Origin of the sequence: Fulvimarina endophytica, assembly GCF_003403015.1 — a bacterium.
Classification (GTDB): domain Bacteria; phylum Pseudomonadota; class Alphaproteobacteria; order Rhizobiales; family Rhizobiaceae; genus Fulvimarina; species Fulvimarina endophytica.
This window is the reverse complement of sequence record NZ_QURL01000003.1, coordinates 639,063-654,935: the sequence shown is the minus strand read 5'-3', so window position 1 is coordinate 654,935 and position 15,873 is coordinate 639,063. Positions and strand designations below refer to the sequence as shown.

Annotated in this window: 14 protein-coding genes; 11 read left to right on the top strand and 3 right to left on the bottom strand. The window is 66.9% G+C overall.

The window, feature by feature from the left end; all coding sequences use genetic code 11:
- Positions 1–503, top strand: a 503-nt coding sequence (locus DYI37_RS09490; RefSeq protein ID WP_116683016.1) for a 3-oxoacid CoA-transferase subunit B, incomplete at its 5' end; no start/stop codon positions are given.
- A gap of 159 nt (positions 504–662) precedes the next feature.
- On the opposite strand, the gene DYI37_RS09485 is transcribed toward DYI37_RS09490, so the two are convergent.
- Positions 663–1,718, bottom strand: coding sequence for a LacI family DNA-binding transcriptional regulator (locus DYI37_RS09485; RefSeq protein WP_116682932.1), 1,056 nt, complete (start codon positions 1,716–1,718; stop codon positions 663–665).
- 191 nt (positions 1,719–1,909) lie between these two features.
- Here DYI37_RS09485 and DYI37_RS09480 point away from each other — a divergent pair, with 191 nt between their 5' ends.
- The 7 genes from DYI37_RS09480 (at position 1,910) to DYI37_RS09450 (ending at position 10,153) form a co-directional block, all read left to right on the top strand.
- Positions 1,910–2,695 (top strand): ThuA domain-containing protein, encoded by a 786-nt coding sequence (locus DYI37_RS09480; RefSeq protein ID WP_116682931.1) that lies wholly within the window; start codon positions 1,910–1,912, stop codon positions 2,693–2,695.
- On the top strand, positions 2,692–3,816 hold the full coding sequence (locus DYI37_RS09475) for a Gfo/Idh/MocA family protein (RefSeq protein WP_116682930.1): 1,125 nt from the start codon (positions 2,692–2,694) through the stop codon (positions 3,814–3,816). The genes DYI37_RS09480 and DYI37_RS09475 overlap by 4 nt, the downstream gene beginning before the upstream one ends.
- 253 nt (positions 3,817–4,069) lie before the next feature.
- Positions 4,070–5,335 (top strand): ABC transporter substrate-binding protein, encoded by a 1,266-nt coding sequence (locus DYI37_RS09470; RefSeq protein ID WP_116682929.1) that lies wholly within the window; start codon positions 4,070–4,072, stop codon positions 5,333–5,335.
- 140 nt (positions 5,336–5,475) lie between these two features.
- Positions 5,476–6,474 carry a carbohydrate ABC transporter permease gene (locus tag DYI37_RS09465; RefSeq protein WP_116682928.1) on the top strand — a complete coding sequence of 333 codons (999 nt, stop codon included), beginning with the start codon at positions 5,476–5,478 and terminating at the stop codon, positions 6,472–6,474.
- 1 nt (position 6,475) lies between these two features.
- A complete protein-coding gene (locus DYI37_RS09460; protein WP_116682927.1) occupies positions 6,476–7,303 on the top strand; it encodes a carbohydrate ABC transporter permease in 828 nt (275 codons plus the stop codon).
- 37 nt (positions 7,304–7,340) lie between these two features.
- A complete protein-coding gene (locus DYI37_RS09455; RefSeq protein WP_116682926.1) occupies positions 7,341–9,026 on the top strand; it encodes an alpha-glucosidase family protein in 1,686 nt (561 codons plus the stop codon).
- 35 nt (positions 9,027–9,061) lie between these two features.
- Positions 9,062–10,153 (top strand): ABC transporter ATP-binding protein, encoded by a 1,092-nt coding sequence (locus DYI37_RS09450; protein WP_116682925.1) that lies wholly within the window; start codon positions 9,062–9,064, stop codon positions 10,151–10,153.
- A 107-nt stretch (positions 10,154–10,260) separates the two neighbouring features.
- On the opposite strand, the gene DYI37_RS09445 is transcribed toward DYI37_RS09450, so the two are convergent.
- Positions 10,261–11,421, bottom strand: coding sequence for a Gfo/Idh/MocA family protein (locus DYI37_RS09445; protein WP_245413848.1), 1,161 nt, complete (start codon positions 11,419–11,421; stop codon positions 10,261–10,263).
- A gap of 3 nt (positions 11,422–11,424) precedes the next feature.
- Positions 11,425–11,781, bottom strand: coding sequence for a hypothetical protein (locus tag DYI37_RS09440; protein ID WP_116682923.1), 357 nt, complete (start codon positions 11,779–11,781; stop codon positions 11,425–11,427).
- Between the two features lie 96 nt (positions 11,782–11,877).
- Here DYI37_RS09440 and DYI37_RS09435 point away from each other — a divergent pair, with 96 nt between their 5' ends.
- The 3 genes from DYI37_RS09435 to DYI37_RS09425 all read left to right on the top strand — a co-directional run bounded on the left by DYI37_RS09435 (position 11,878) and on the right by DYI37_RS09425 (position 15,859).
- A complete protein-coding gene (locus DYI37_RS09435; protein WP_245413847.1) occupies positions 11,878–12,930 on the top strand; it encodes a LacI family DNA-binding transcriptional regulator in 1,053 nt (350 codons plus the stop codon).
- 172 nt (positions 12,931–13,102) lie between these two features.
- Positions 13,103–15,058 carry a protein-disulfide reductase DsbD gene (gene dsbD, locus DYI37_RS09430; protein WP_116682922.1) on the top strand — a complete coding sequence of 652 codons (1,956 nt, stop codon included), beginning with the start codon at positions 13,103–13,105 and terminating at the stop codon, positions 15,056–15,058.
- Between the two features lie 3 nt (positions 15,059–15,061).
- Entirely contained in the window at positions 15,062–15,859 is a 798-nt protein-coding gene (locus DYI37_RS09425) for a TlpA disulfide reductase family protein (RefSeq protein WP_116682921.1), read from the top strand.
- Positions 15,860–15,873: the final 14 nt, after the last annotated feature.

The following is a 15,873-nucleotide window of genomic DNA, read 5'->3' as shown; positions in this document are numbered from 1 at the left end:
CGCTCCAGTCAGAGAACGGCATGCTGGGCATGGGCCCCTTCCCCTTCGAGGGCGAGGAGGATCCCGACCTGATCAATGCCGGCAAGCAGACCATCACCGAGCTTGCACGCACCTCCTATTTCGACAGCGCGACGAGCTTCGGCATGATCCGCGGCGGCAAGATCGCGGCGGCGATCCTGGGTGCGATGGAGGTCTCCGAGGAGGGCGATCTCGCCAACTGGATGATCCCCGGCAAGCTCGTGAAGGGCATGGGCGGGGCGATGGACCTCGTCGCGGGCGTCGGCAAGGTGATCGTGGTCATGGACCACACGAACAAGGCGGGCGAATCGAAGATCCTGCGCGAATGCACCCTGCCGCTGACGGGCAAGGGCGTCGTCGACCGGGTCATCACCAATCTCGGCGTCCTCGACGTGGTGGAGGGCGGCCTGAAGATCGTCGAACTCGCCGACGGCGTCTCCGAGGACGAGCTGCGCGCCGCCACCGAAGCGACCATCGTCGGATGATGAGGAGCCTTCCGGCCGCTCACCGGGCGGCCGGAGGCGTCATAGAGGCGCACGAGCGACCGGATACCGGCGCGAATGCCGGCCTCGGCCCTGCCGAAAGCGGCACGAGGACTTTTCCTGCCGTAAGCTGGATCGGGCGCCCCCGGTCGTGGCGGCCGATCAGCGACCGAGGACCCGCACCGATTCGCGCTCGACCAGATCGGCCTTCCAGACCTCCGAATGATCGGCCGCGATCTCGCCCCGGATCCGGGCGTCCAGAAGTTCGGCGACGCGCCGTCCGGCCGCGCGGATCGAGGAGGTCGTCGTCGTCAGCGCCGGCCATGCGAGGATCGGCGGCAGGGCGGCCACCTGATCGTCATGGGCGATGATCGACACGTCCCTCGGGATCTCCAGTCCGCGCTCGCGCAGGGCCCGGCCGGCGCCCAGCGCAAGCAGGATGGAGGAACAGAGGAGCGCTGTCGGCGGCGCCTCCGCTCCCGACACTTCTTTTGATACGGCGCCCACGCCCTGCCGGTCGAGCATCTGCGCCACCGCGTCCCGGCCGCGCTCGAAGCTCATCTCGCCGGCGGCGGCCAGAACCAGTTCGCCCTCCCCCGCATCCGCCAGCGCCGCCTTCACGCCCTCGAGGCGATCCATCGCATAGGACTGGCGCTCGTCGCCGTTGAGAAGCCCGATCCGCCGGTGGCCCCGCGCCAGAAGATGCCCGGCGGCCTGCCGGAAGGCCTCGTAATTGTCGATCGAGAGCGAAGGCACGGAGATCCCATGGAGCGGGCGGCCATGGGCGACGATCGGAAAGTCGAGCTCCGCGAGTGACGCGGTCCGCTCGTCCTCCAGAAGCGGCGAGAAGAGGATCAGCCCGTCGACCGTTCCGCTGGCGATGAGGCTTTCGCATCCCTCGCGCTCGTGCCCCTCCTGAACCTGCGTGAAGACGAGGTTGAGGCCGTCCTCGGCGAGCTTCTCCGAAACGCCGGTCAGGAAATCCATGACGATCGGGCTTTCGAGCGTCCTGCGCGAAAGCGGAGAGACGACGCCGACCGCATTGGCGCGGCCGGTCGCAAGCCGGCGGGCGACGGCGTTCGGGCGATAATTGAGGCGCTCGGCCGCCGACAGGACGCGCCGACGCGTCTCGATGCCGACCTCCGGATAACCGTTCAGCGCGCGGCTCACCGTGGTCAGGGACAGGCCGAGTTCGCCCGCGATCTCCTTCAGCCCCATCGGCCCTCCCGCTCCCCGCTTTCTCGTCCACCCAGGCGAACATTTCGCGCGAAGATCGCACCGCCCTCACCATTACGTCAATCAAAGCGCTTAGAAAATTTCTCAAAGCGCTTTGACAAACCGAAATTCACGTTGCACGATGGGAATGGGAGAAAGGTCGGCCACAGCCGGCCGCAAGGAGGAGCGCTGCAATGACGATCCGCACCGTCGTCTGGAACGAGTTCATCCACGAACAGAACAACGCCGTCGTTCGTGACATCTATCCGGACGGCATCCACAACGAGATCGCGCGGGCCCTGAGCGCCGACGAGGCGATCGAGGCCTCGACGGCGACCCTTCAGGACGACGAGCACGGCCTTGCGCAGTCGCGCCTCGACGAAACCGATGTTCTCGTCTGGTGGGGGCACAAGGCCCATGGCGAGGTGTCCGATGCGGTGGTCGACCGCATTCAGCAGCGCGTTGCCGAAGGCATGGGGCTGATCGTCCTGCATTCCGGCCACTTCTCGAAGATCTTCAAGCGGATGATGGGAACCCCCTGCTCGCTGCGCTGGCGCGAGGCGGGCGAGCGCGAGCGGCTCTGGGTGATCAACCCCTCCCATCCGATCACGCAGGGTATCGGTCCTGCGATCGAGCTTCCGCACTCCGAAATGTACGGCGAGCCCTTCCTCGTCCCCGAGCCGATGGAGACTCTCTTCGTCTCCTGGTACGAGGGCGGCGAGGTGTTCCGCTCGGGGCTCACTTATCAACGCGGCGCAGGGCGCATCTTCTATTTCGCCCCAGGCCACGAGACCTATCCGATCTACAAGGACGAGAGCGTCGCCCAGGTGCTGCGAAACGCGGTGCGCTGGGCCTACAACCCGGCAAAGCCCTGGAAGGACGTCTCTGAGGCGCCGAACATTCCCTACGACAAGGCGCCGGAAAAGCTGGAGCCGAAGGGCGCGGCGCTCCACAAGGCCGGCGAGGCGGGCTACCGATGAGCGCTCGCGCCCCGCAGAAGGACCGCCTCATCATTCTCGGCACGGGCGGCATCGCCGCGCGCCATGCCGAAAAGTTCGGCGAGATCGACAGCATCGAGATCGTCGCGGCGGTCGACACCAATGGCGAGCGGGCGCAAGCCTTCGCGCAGACCCATGGCATCGCGAAGAGCTTTGCGAGCCTTGGCGAGGCGATCGCCTGGGGCGAATTCGACGCGGCCGTCAATTCGACGCCCGACGCCGTCCACAAGGCGACGACCCTCGACCTTCTCGCCGCCGGAAAGCACGTCTTCTGCGAAAAACCCCTCGCGCCGACCCATGAGGACGCGATGGCGATGACGGAGGCGGCGGAAGCGGCCGGCGTCGTCGCCATGGTCAACCTCACCTATCGCAACGCCCATGCCATCCAGCGCGCGCGGCAGATGGTGGAGGCGGGCGAGATCGGCGCGGTCCGTCACGTCGACGCGAACTATCTCCAGAGCTGGCTCACCGGCAAGCACTGGGGCGACTGGCGGACCGAGGAGCGCTGGCTCTGGCGGCTTTCGGGCTCGCACGGCTCGAAGGGCGTTCTCGGCGATATCGGCATTCACCTCCTCGACTTCGTGACCTTCGGATCGGGGCTCGATATCTCCGCCCTCCAGGCGCGGATGAAGACCTTCGACAAGGCCGAGGGCGGCGCGATCGGGGCCTACCGGTTCGACGTCAACGATTCCGTCGCGATGACGGTGGAGCTTGCCAATGGCGCGCTCGGCGTCGTCCACATGTCGCGCTATGCGACGGGCAATCTCAACGACCTGCACCTCACCATCTACGGCGATCGCGGCGCCTTGCGGGTCTGGGCCAACCAGTTCGATTCCACTCTCGAGACCTGTCTGGGCGCCCATATCGAGACGGCGACCTGGGAGCGGGTGGCCTGCGACCCCACGCCCCGCAACGAGCAGCGCTTCGCGGACGCCATCCGGTCGGGCATCAGCGGCGAGCCGACGTTCCGCCATGCCGCCGAAACCCAGAAGATCCTCGATCTCTGCTTCGTCTCCGATGCCGAAAGGCGGTTCGTCGAGACAGGCCTCGGCGCGGACGGCGCCCCGGATGGTCGCGGCGAGGTCCACCGGCAGGCGTCGTGACGCATTCAGATGGCGTCCCTGAGGCGCCGCCCAGGACGTGCATCACGCTACCTTGAGATTGAATTTGCGGCGACGGGCGCTCAATGCCTTCTCACCGGGAGTTCGCAAGGGGCACGCAGACGCCCTCGACCGCATGGGGGGAGGCGCGTTTCGACGAGACGGAACGAGACAAGACAAGACAAGACGGAATGAAGAAAGCCGGCCTCGGCGGAGGAGCGCTCCAGCCGGCATCACATCGGGAGGAAACGACATCATGCGTCCAGCCGCACTCGCACTCGGCCTCGGTCTCAGCACCGCTCTGGCCGCCCAGCCGGCCCTTTCGGCCGAACTGTCCATCGCGCTCGGCTCGATCGGCCAGGACGTGGCGGAGATGCGCCAGCAGCTCTCCAAGTTCACGGAGGAGACGGGGCACACGGTGAACATCGTCGAGATGCCCGCCTCCTCCACCGACCAGTTCGGCCAGTACCGGCTGTGGCTCGCCGCGCAGAACGCCGATATCGATGTCTACCGCACCGACGTGATCTGGGCGCCGCAGCTCGCCGCGAACCTCGTCGATCTTACCGAGGCGATGGCGGACCGGGTCGGCGAGCATCTGCCCTCGGTGATCCAGTCGCAAACCGTCGACGGCAAGCTCGTCGCCTTCCCCATGTATACGGACGCCCCGGCGCTCTACTACCGCACCGATCTTCTGGAGAAATACGGCAAGGCGGTGCCCCAGACCTGGGAGGAGCTTCAGGCAACCGCCCAGGAGATCCAGGACGCCGAGCGCAAGGCCGGCAACAGCCAGATGAACGGTTTCGTCTTCCAGGGCGCGCCCTATGAGGGGCTCACCTGCGACGGGCTCGAATGGGTCGCCTCCCATGGCGGCGGCACCATCGTCGACGAGAACGGCGAGATCACCATCAACAACGAGAAGGCGGCGGCGGCGCTCGACCAGGCGAAGGGATGGGTCGGCACCATCGCGCCGGCCGGCGTCCTCTCCTACAAGGAGGAGGAGGCGCGCGGCGTTTGGCAGACCGGCAATGCCGTCTTCATGCGCAACTGGCCCTATGCCTATCCGCTCGGCAATGGCGAGGACTCTGCTGTCAAGGGCAAGTTCGACGTCGCGCCGCTGCCGGCCGGCGCCGATGGCGGCCAGTCCGCCGCCTGCCTCGGCGGCTGGAACCTCGCGGTCTCGCAGTTTTCCGAAAACCAGGACGCGGCGATCGAGCTCGTGAAGTTCCTCTCGTCCGAACAGTCCCAGAAGGAGCGCGCGCTCATGACCGCGCGTCTTCCCACCATCGCCAGCCTCTACGACGACCCGGAGATCGCGAAGGCCCAGCCGATCGTCGCCGAATGGGACACGGTAATCGAGACCGCCATTCCGCGTCCGTCGGCCGCGACGAAGGGACAGTATAACGAGGTCTCCAAGGAGTTCTGGACCACCGTCAACGAGACCCTTTCGGGCCGTGGCACCGCGGCGGACAATCTCGACCAGCTCGAAAAGCGCCTCCGCCGCCTGAAGCGCAGCGGCTGGTAACGGGCGCCGACGCGCAGCATGCGGACGGCGCGCGACCCTCGCGCCGTCCGGCGGAATGCGGGCCGGAGGGGCCGGGCGCGCCGGAAGGCGCGAGGCTTCCTCCTGCGGCGTGACAACGGCGAGGTGTTCGGGAGAACCACATGTCGAACCTGTCCATGGGCGCACCGCCCACCGAGAAAGCGATCGAAGCGCAGGAGCGACCCGCGACCCGCTCGAACCTCTCGCGCGAGAGGCTGAGATCGGCCTGGCTGTTCCTGACGCCGATGATCCTCGTCCTCGCGCTCGTCGCCGGCTGGCCGCTGATCCAGACCATCTACTATTCCTTCACCGATGCGAGCCTCACCGATATCGACGGCGCCGAATGGATCGGCATCCGCAACTATTGGGAATATGTCGACTACGGCGACGGAGAGGGCGAATATTTCGGCCTCTTCTTCGACGACCAGTGGTGGAACGCGGTCTGGAACACGGTCTACTACACCGTGATCTCGGTTTCGATCGAGACCGTGCTCGGCCTCGTCTTCGCTCTCGTCCTCAATGCCGAATTCCGGGGCCGCTCCATCGTGCGGGCCGCCGTCCTCATCCCCTGGGCGATTCCGACCATCGTCTCGGCCAAGATGTGGGCCTGGATGATGAACGACCAGTTCGGCATCCTCAACGACATGCTGATGACGGTGGGGCTCATCTCCTCGCCCGTCGCATGGACCGCCAATCCCGAGACCGCCATGTGGGCCGTCATCATGGTCGACGTCTGGAAGACGACGCCCTTCATGGCGCTCCTGATCCTCGCCGGCCTGCAGATGGTGCCGGGGGACGTCTACGAGGCCGCCAAGATCGACGGCATCCATCCGGTCAAGGTGTTCTGGAAGGTGACGCTACCGCTGATCCGGCCGGCCATCCTCGTCGCGGTGATCTTCCGCGCCCTCGACGCCCTCAGGATCTTCGATCTCATCTACGTGCTGACGCCGAACAACACCGACACCAAGACCATGTCGGTCTTCGCCCAGGAAAACCTCTTCCAGTTCGACAAGTTCGCCTACGGCTCGGCGGCCTCGACCTTCCTGTTCCTGGTGATCGCGATGATCACGCTGCTTTACATCAAGATCGCCAGGCTCGATCTGGGCGGGAGGGGACGCTGAGATGGTCGCCATCGCAAAACGCACGGGCTTCTATGCCCTCGTCGCCTTCATCCTCGTCTTCTCGGTGTTCCCGTTCTACTACGCGATCCTGACGAGCCTGGAATCCGGAACGGCGCTGTTCGACGTAAACTACCTGCCGACCGAGTTCTCCCTCGCCAATTATCGCGATGTCCTCACCAACGGCGTCTTTCCGCTCAACATCCTCAATTCCGTAATCGTCGCGGTGACGGTGGTCGTCATCTCGCTGTTCCTCGCCGTGACGGCCGCCTACGCCCTGTCGCGCATCAGCTTCAGGGGCAGAGGCCTGCTTCTCCTGACGATCCTCGCGGTCTCGATGTTTCCGCAGATCGCCGTCCTCGCCGGCCTCTTCGAGATGATCCGCTCGGTCGGGCTCTACAATTCGCTCTTCTCGCTGATCTTCGCCTACATGATCTTCACCCTGCCCTTCACGGTCTGGGTGCTGACCACCTTCATGCGCGACCTGCCGGTGGAGATCGAGGAAGCGGCGATCGTCGACGGCGCCTCACCCTTCGTCATCGTGACGAAGATCTTCCTGCCGCTGATGTGGCCGGCCATGGTGACGACCGGCCTCCTCGCCTTCATCGCGGCCTGGAACGAGTTCCTGTTCGCCCTGACCTTCGTGTCCAACAACGACACCCGCACCGTGCCGGTCGCGATCGCGCTTCTGTCGGGCGCCTCCGAGCAGGAGATTCCCTGGGGCACGATCATGGCGGCCTCGGTCATCGTCACCGTGCCGCTCATCGTTCTCGTCCTCGTCTTCCAGCGCAAGATCGTGTCCGGCCTGACGGCGGGCGGCGTGAAGGGCTGACCCCCGTTTCTCACTCTTAAAAAGGTCGAAGCAAACCGTGCTTGATCAAGCTCAACATCCCCAGCTCTCGGCGACAGGCCAACTCTTGCGCGACCCGGACTGGTGGCGCGGCGCAGTGATCTACCAGATCTATCCGCGCTCCTTCCAGGATACGACCGGGAACGGCGTCGGCGATCTTCCCGGCATCACCCGGCGCCTCGACCACGTCGCCTCGCTCGGGGTCGATGCGGTCTGGCTCTCGCCCTTCTTCACCTCGCCGATGAAGGATTTCGGCTACGACGTCGCGAACTACCGGGACGTCGACCCGATCTTCGGCACGCTCGCCGATTTCGACGCGCTCGTCGAGCGCGCCCACGACCTCGGCCTGAAGGTGATCATCGATCAGGTGATCTCCCATTCCTCCGACCGGCATCCGTGGTTCGAGGAAAGCCGGCAGAGCCGCGACAACCCGAAGGCCGACTGGTATGTCTGGGCCGATCCGAAGGAGGACGGCACCCCGCCCAACAACTGGCTGTCGGTGTTTTCAGGGCCGGCCTGGCGCTGGAATTCGCGCCGCCGGCAATACTATCTCCACAACTTCCTGATCGAGCAGCCGGATCTCAACTTCCACAATCCGGATGTGCGCGCGGCGCTTCTTAGCGAGATGCGCTTCTGGCTGGAACGGGGCGTCGACGGCTTCCGGCTCGATACGGCGAACTTCTATTTCCACGACGCCGAACTGAGGGACAATCCGCCGCTTCCCGAGGCCATGCGCTCGGAGATCTACGCCCCGCGCTCGGACGCCTACAATTTCCAGCACCACGTCCACGACCGGAACCGGCCCGACAATCTCGCCTTCCTGAAGGAGATGCGAAGCGTTCTCGACGAATACGGCGCCGTCGCCGTCGGCGAGGTCGGCGAGCGCAGCACCGGCATCGAACTCATGGGCGAATACACCTCCGGCGGCGACAAGCTGCAGATGTGCTACGCCTTCGAATTCCTGTCGGGCGGCATTCTCGCGCCTCGGACGATCCGCAACGTCGTCCAGCGCTTCGAGACCGCCGGGCCGGACGGCTGGGCGTGCTGGGCCTTCTCGAACCACGACGTGGTGCGCCACGCGACGCGCTGGGCCGAGGGACGCGAGGGGCCTGGCGAACGAGACACCATCCTGAAGCTCGCCGCCGGCGTCCTGATGAGCCTGCGCGGCTCGGTCTGCCTCTATCAGGGCGAGGAACTGGGGCTCGGCGAAGCCGAGATCCCCCGCGACCGGATGGTCGATCCCTCCGGCATCGCGCTCTGGCCCGAGGTGAAGACCCGCGACGGCTGCCGCACGCCCATGGTCTGGACCGGCGACGACCGCAATGGCGGCTTTTCCGATGCCGAGCCCTGGCTGCCCATCCCGGACGAGCATCTCGCGCTCGCCGTCTCGTCCGCCGAGGAGGATCCGGACTCGCTCCTTGCCTTCTATCGCCGGCTCATCGCCTACCGCAAAGCGTCACCCTCCCTCGTCAAGGGCCGGCTGACCTTCCTCGATGCCGAGCCTTCGATCCTCGCAATGCTGCGCGAGGCGGACGGCGAGGCGACCCTCTGCGTCTTCAATCTCGGCGAGGAGCCGGCCCGTTTCGAACTGCCCGAGGGAATGAGCGTCGCGGGCGCCGCGCCTGGCCTCTTCGGGGGCCGGCTCGACGGCGACACGATCCGGCTCGCCGCCCATGACGGCTTCATCGCCCGCATCACCCGATAACGACGAAACGAAAGATCGACGGGAGGAAGTTCACAATGGCCAGCGTCAAGCTCACCAAGGTCGAGAAGGCCTTCGGGGCGGTCAAGGTCCTGCACGGCATCGATCTTCAGATCGAGGAGGGGGAGTTCATCGTCTTCGTCGGGCCGTCCGGCTGCGGGAAATCGACCCTTCTGCGCCTCATCGCGGGGCTGGAGGACATCACCGGCGGCACGCTGGAGATCGACGGCAGGACGGTTAACGACAAGAGCCCGAAGGAACGCGGCATCGCCATGGTGTTCCAGTCCTATGCGCTCTACCCGCATATGACGGTCTACGAGAACATGGCCTTCGGCCTGAAGCTCGACAAAGGGACGGGCAAAGACGAGCGCGAGGCGCGTATCCGCGAGGCGGCGCGCATCCTCCAGATCGAGGACTATCTCGATCGCCTCCCCAAGGCGCTGTCCGGCGGCCAGCGCCAGCGCGTGGCGATCGGCCGGGCGATCACCCGCAAGCCCAAGGTCTTCCTCTTCGACGAGCCCCTGTCGAACCTCGATGCCGCGCTGCGCGTCCAGACCCGGATCGAGATCGCCGGCCTCCATGAGAAGATGTCGGACACGACGATGATCTACGTCACCCACGACCAGGTCGAGGCGATGACGCTGGCCGACCGGATCGTCGTCCTCAACAAGGGGCGCGTGGAACAGGTCGGCTCGCCCATCGATCTCTACGAGCGCCCCGACAATCTCTTCGTCGCCCGCTTCATCGGCTCGCCGGCGATGAACATCCTGCCCGCGAGGATCGAGCCGGACGGCGAGCGGGCGAGCGCGCGGGTCGAGGGTCTCGCGCCCCTCACGCTTGCCGCCCCGCGCCGGGTGGCAGCGGGCGGCACGGGCTATCTCGGCGTGCGCCCGGAAGACCTGTCCCTGTCGCAGGACGGCACCGGGGATTTTCGCGGCAAGGTCTCGCTGGTCGAGCGCCTCGGCGAGGTCACCCTTCTCTATGTCGATATCGGCGTCGGCGAGGAGCCGCTGGTCGCCAAGATCCCCGGCAGCGTTCCGGTGAGGCGCGACGACGAGATCGCCCTGACGGCCCGGCGCGAGGCGCTGCATCTCTTCGACGCGCAAGGGGACGCGGTCCATCCCGCCTGAGAACAGCGCCCCTCGGGCGCTGCCGCCCGCCGAACGCCGGATCGGGCGGAGGGGACAGCGGCCGGCGCGGCTCGCCCGGCCGTTCCTTCATGCCGGTGCCGGATCGCTTACGGGGCGATCTCCACGAAAGCCGCGTCGGCCGTGGCGGAGCGGATGCAGGCGTCGATGAAGCGCAGGCCCATGAGCCCGTCCTCGATGCCGGGAAGGAGAAGACCTTCAGGGGTCGGCTCGCCCGCCTGACGGGCGCGGATGGCCCGGGCCGCCTCCGTGTAGAGATTGGCAAAGCCCTCGAGATAGCCTTCCGGATGGCCGGGCGGAACGCGGCTGAGGCGTTCGAGATCCGTGCCCGCTCCTCCGGGGCTCGCCCCCGGTCCGCCCCGGCGCAATTTGCGCGCCGGCTCGCCGAAAGGCGTGAACCAGAGGGTTTCCGGCGCCTCGTGATGCCATTCGAGGCCGGCCTTCTCGCCATAGACCCGGATCTTCAGCCCGTTCTCGGTGCCGGGCGCGACCTGCGAGGCCCAGAGCATGCCCTTCGCGCCGCTCTCGTAGCGCATCAGGATATGGGCGTTGTCGTCCAGCCTGCGGCCGGGCACGAAGCTCGACAGATCGGCGGCGAGCCGGTTCGGCACCATGCCGGTGACGGTCGCTGCCAGCTGGAAGGCATGGGTGCCGATATCGCCGATCGCCCCACCGGCACCGGCCTTTTCGGGATCGCTGCGCCATGCGGCCTGCTTGGATTCCACCGCCTCGGTGAGCCAGTCCTGGGCATATTCCACCTGAACGAGCCTGATCGAGCCGAGATCGCCGGCGGCGACCATCGCGCGGGCCCGGCGGATCTCGGGATAGGCGGAGTAATTGTGGGTGAGGACGAAGAGGGCGTCGGCCTTGCCGGCGATCTCCGCGAGCGCTTCGGCCTCACCGAGCGTCGCCGTCATGGGCTTGTCGCAGATCACGTGGATGCCGCGGGCCAGGAAGGCCTTGGCGACCGGAAAATGCATGTGGTTCGGCGTGCAGATCGACACCGCCTCGATGCCGTCCTCGAGCGAGGCTTCCGCCTCGGCCATGGCCTCGAAATCGGCATAGCTTCGCGCCGGGTCGAGACCGATCGCCGCCGCGCTTTCGGTGGCCTTTTCCGGCGACGAAGAGAGCGCGCCGGCGACGAGCTCGTAATGCCCGTCGAGCCGCGAGGCGATGCGGTGGACCTCGCCGATCATCGCGCCGGCACCGCCGCCGACCATTCCGAGACGAATGGGAACGTGCCTGTCCATGCCTCAGCCCTCCAGTCCGAGCATCGCCCGATTGGCCGCCTGATCGCGGCCGGCCCCGGCGACATCGCCGCAGGCCGCGTCACGGGCCGGATGGACCGCGCCGAGCTTGCCTTGCATATGCGCCGACGATCCACGGATGGAAGCGTCCGCCTCGCCCGCCCGGCTGGAACGATACCCGCAACAGCCCTTCGAGGTCGCCGCCCGGTCGCGATCCATCAGCCCGGCCGCGCCCGAGGGCACCTGAACGGCACGGCAGCCACACCCTGCGGCCCAGGCGGCGATGGTGTCGAATCGATCGAATGGCGATGCCGCGCCAACGAACCGGGCAAGGAAGAGCCCGGGGGCTTCCAGCGTCTTCATAGGTCCTCCTGCCACACTATTCGTGAATGTAATCGGTTTCATTTAGAGGCTGACACAAACTGAAAAGGATAACAACGCCGGTTCCGCGCTATAGGCGTGAGCCAGCGCAGCTTGGCCGGCAGGGTGGTTTTGACGAAGGACAGACACGAGCCTCGCATTCACGACGTCGCCGCTCTGGCCGGCGTTTCGGTCGCGACCGTCAGCCGTGTCATGTCCAACCCGGCCATCGTCTCGAAGGCTGCGCGCGAGGCGGTGGAGCGGGCGATCGTCGAAACCGGCTACCGGCTGAACGTGACGGCGCGCAACCTGCGCCAGCGTCAGGTCGGCGCCGTCCTCGCTCTGGTTCCGCGCCTTGCCAATCCGTTCTTCTCGCAGATCCTCTCCGGCATTGCCGAGGTCTTGAGCGAGAGGAAGCTCAACCTCCTAGTCCTCGATACCGACGGCCCGGTTCTGACCGGCCGGCCCGAGGCGCTCGGTGCCTGGCTCACGCGCTCCCATGCCGACGGGGTGATCGTTCTCGACGGGCGCCTCGGCCCGGAGCTCTTCGCCTCCGTCCATTGCCCGCCCGTGGTGCAGGCTTGCGAGTGGATCGCGGGCCTCGATGCGCCGCGTATCCTCGCCGACAATGTCGAGGGGGGACGGCTCGCCGTCCGGCACCTTGCCGAACTCGGCCATCGCTACATCGCCCATCTCGCGGGTCCCGCCGGCAACTCGCTTTCGATCTCCCGCCGGAAGGGCGTCGAAAGAGGCTTCGAGGAGACAGGGATCGCATCGGAGGCCGCAGAACTGCGCCTCAGCGGCGAATTCTCCCTCAGATCCGGCAATGCGGCCGCGGCGGATCTCCTCTCGAACCATCGGCAGGCGACGGCGGTGTTCTGCGACAGCGACGAGATGGCGATCGGCCTCGTCCACGGACTGGCCGGCGCGGGCATCCGGGTGCCGCACGATATCTCCGTCGTTGGCTTCGACAATATCGAGATGTCGGCCTATGCCCTGCCGCCCCTCACCACCATCCGCCAGCACCGGCACCGGATCGGCCGGAAGGCCGCCGAGACGCTGATCGCCCTCGTCAGGCAGGAGCCCTGCGCCCCCGAGACGATCCTGCCGGTCGAACTCCTCGTGCGAGACAGCACCCGAGCCCCCCGCTGACCGTTCCGGGGCCGAGCGGAACGATCCCGCCTTGCGTGCCTCGCCCCCTCGTTCGGGACCGGCAAGACACCACGTCCCGCCCGTGATGCGCCCGGGCCACTTCGTTTAAGGCTGTCTTAAGCTGAAGGGTGAGGTTCGATCCGGCAAGTCGAACAAGGAAGAGCGCGCATCCATGAGGGGTCTCGTACAGTCGATCGGCGTCGTCATTGCAGGGTTCGTCCTCACAGCCGCGCCGGCCTTGGCGCAACCGAACGTGCCCCTGCATGTGGACAAGGCCTTCGCGCTGTCCGCCGAACAGGGCCCGGCGGGCGCGGTCGATCTCGATTGGGCAATCGCCGAGGGCTACTACCTCTACCGCGACCGGATCGAACTGAAGACCGCCGACGGCGCGTCGCTGCCGCTCGAAACGCCTGAAGGCGAGCCGAAGGACGATCCATATTTCGGGCGCATGGAGATCTATCACGGGGCCGCCAGCGCATCGATCGCACCGAGCGTCCTCGAACGTCTGGGTGACGGCGCGACGCTCTCGGTGACCTATCAGGGCTGTCAGGACGACGGCATCTGCTATGCGCCCGAGACGAAGAGCTTCGATCCCATGGCCCTTGCCGCCGGCCCGGTCGCATTCGGGGAGACGGCGTCCTCCCCCGGCGACCCTATGGCCTTGCTCGGCCGCGAGTTGTCGCAGGAGGATACACGCTCGTCCTCCGCATCCGGCTGGTCCTTCGCGCAGGATGCCCCGGTCACGGCCCGGCCCGCAGAACCGCCAAGCGTCGTCAGCAACCTGCCGGAGGAGGTGAGCCGAGCGCCCCAGGGCGGCAGCACCGGCATCGTGACGGATGCATCCGCCGGCGGCCTCGTCGCGGGGCTCGTCTCGCAGGGCGGCGCGCCGTTTGCGATCGGCGCCTTCTTCCTTCTCGGTCTCGGCCTCGCCTTCACGCCTTGCGTCTTTCCGATGTATCCGATCCTTGCCGGCCAGCTCGGCCGTGTCGGGGCCGAGCGCAGCGCCGTCAGGGGCGCGCTTCATTCCTCCGCCTATGTCCTTTCCATGGCGGTCGCCTTCGGGCTTCTCGGCGTCGCAGCGGCCTGGTCGGGCCAGAACCTCCAGATCGCCCTCCAGTCTCCGCTCGCGGTCGGCCTCGTCTCGGCGCTGTTCCTCCTCCTCGCGCTGGCCATGTTCGGCGCCTTCGCGCTGAAGCTCCCGGATGGCTGGGTGAACGGCGTGAACCGCATCATGCCGAACGGCCGGGGCGGTCTCGCCTCCACGGCCGGGCTCGGCTTCCTCTCCGCGCTGATCGTCGGCCCATGCGTGACCGCGCCTCTCGCCGGCGCCCTCCTCTATATCGGCCAGACCGGCGACGTGGCACTCGGCGCAGCGAGTCTGTTTGCGCTCGGCCTCGGCCAGGGCGTGCCGCTGATCGCCTTCGGAACGTTTGGAAGCCGGATCATGCCGAAGGCGGGCCCATGGATGAAGGCCGTCAACATCGTCTTCGGCTTCGTCTTCCTCGCTCTTTCGGTCTGGATGGTCTCGCGGATCGTCGAGCCCTGGATCGCGGTCGGCCTGTGGGGTCTTCTCGGCCTGTCTCTCGCGATCGCCCTCGGCGCGGTCGCGGGTGGCGAGACAGCGACCTCGCTCAAGGTCTCGACCGCACGCCTCGCCGGCCTCGTCGCCCTGGTTCTCGGCGGAACGCTCCTCGTCGGCGCAGCAGCCGGTGCGAAGGATCCGTTCCGCCCGCTCGAGCCGCTGACCGGCGGGCGCGTCGTCGCCGGAGGTCAGGCGCCGCTCGAGTTCACTACGATCGGCGGCCCCGCGGATCTCGCCCAGCGCATCTCCGACGTCGATCGCTCCCGGCTTCTCTACTTCACCGCCGACTGGTGCGTGTCCTGCGACATCATCGAGCGCGAGATCTTCGAGGACCCCGCCGTCCGCGAGCGGCTGGCGGATGTCGATCTGATGAAGGTCGACCTCACGAGCGTCACGCCCGGGCACGATCTGCTGATGAAGCAGCTCTCGGTCGTCGGCCCGCCCACCATGCTGTTCATCGGGAAGAACGGCACCGAGGCCGAAGGCACCCGGGCCGTGGGCGAACTGTCCGCGGAAGGCTTCCTCACCCGCGCCGGACGGATCTGACCCATGACCGCATTGTCCCTCGGACCGTTCCTGTTTGCCGGCGATCGTCTCGCCGCCCTCATCGGTCTCTTCGCCTTTTTCGGCCTGTCGGCGATCCTGTCCTTACGGTTCGGCGGCGATCTGGCGGGCAAGGCCGTCAACGCCTTCATCATCGGCCTCCTGACGGCGCGGACCGCCCATGTCGCCGCCCACTGGCCGTCCTTCGCCGAGGAGCCGGAGCGCATCCTGATGATCTGGCAGGGTGGGTTCATGCTCTGGCCCGGCCTCGTCGCCGCGGCGGTCTACCTCCTGTGGACGTTCGCAGACGCACGTCGGCGCATCGCCGCGATCGGCGCCCTCACCGCCGGGCTCTTCGTCTGGAATATCGCGGTCCAGCTGATTGCGACGACGGAAGCGATCGCCTCGCCCCCGACGCCCATGCAGACCCTCGACGGACGTTCCGTCACGCTCGCCGAATTCGAAGGCAGGCCGGTCGTCGTCAATCTCTGGGCGACCTGGTGCCCGCCCTGCCGGCGCGAGATGCCGATGATGACCGAGATGGCGCGGGAGCGCGACGACGTCGCCTTCGTCTTCGCCAATCAGGGCGAAGGCGCTTCGAGGGTCATTCGGTACTTCAACGACGAAGCGCTGAATGCCGAACACGTCACGCTCGACCAATCCACGGCAGTCGCACGCCACTACAACGTCCGCGGCTATCCGGCGACGCTCTTCCTCGACGAAGACGGCGTGCTGCAGGACATGCATTTCGGCGAGATCTCCCGCGAGGGTCTGTCCGCCGCCATCGACGGTCTGACCCGGTGAGCAGGCAATGCCTC

Coding starts and splice junctions, on each gene's coding strand:
- DYI37_RS09445 (WP_245413848.1), bottom strand. CDS start 11,421: ATGGACAGGCACGTTCCCATTCGTCTCGGAATGGTCGGCGGCGGTGCC.
- DYI37_RS09480 (WP_116682931.1), top strand. CDS start 1,910: ATGACGATCCGCACCGTCGTCTGGAACGAGTTCATCCACGAACAGAAC.
- DYI37_RS09475 (WP_116682930.1), top strand. CDS start 2,692: ATGAGCGCTCGCGCCCCGCAGAAGGACCGCCTCATCATTCTCGGCACG.
- DYI37_RS09465 (WP_116682928.1), top strand. CDS start 5,476: ATGTCGAACCTGTCCATGGGCGCACCGCCCACCGAGAAAGCGATCGAA.
- DYI37_RS09485 (WP_116682932.1), bottom strand. CDS start 1,718: ATGGGGCTGAAGGAGATCGCGGGCGAACTCGGCCTGTCCCTGACCACG.
- DYI37_RS09440 (WP_116682923.1), bottom strand. CDS start 11,781: ATGAAGACGCTGGAAGCCCCCGGGCTCTTCCTTGCCCGGTTCGTTGGC.
- DYI37_RS09450 (WP_116682925.1), top strand. CDS start 9,062: ATGGCCAGCGTCAAGCTCACCAAGGTCGAGAAGGCCTTCGGGGCGGTC.
- DYI37_RS09460 (WP_116682927.1), top strand. CDS start 6,476: ATGGTCGCCATCGCAAAACGCACGGGCTTCTATGCCCTCGTCGCCTTC.
- dsbD (WP_116682922.1), top strand. CDS start 13,103: ATGAGGGGTCTCGTACAGTCGATCGGCGTCGTCATTGCAGGGTTCGTC.
- DYI37_RS09470 (WP_116682929.1), top strand. CDS start 4,070: ATGCGTCCAGCCGCACTCGCACTCGGCCTCGGTCTCAGCACCGCTCTG.
- DYI37_RS09425 (WP_116682921.1), top strand. CDS start 15,062: ATGACCGCATTGTCCCTCGGACCGTTCCTGTTTGCCGGCGATCGTCTC.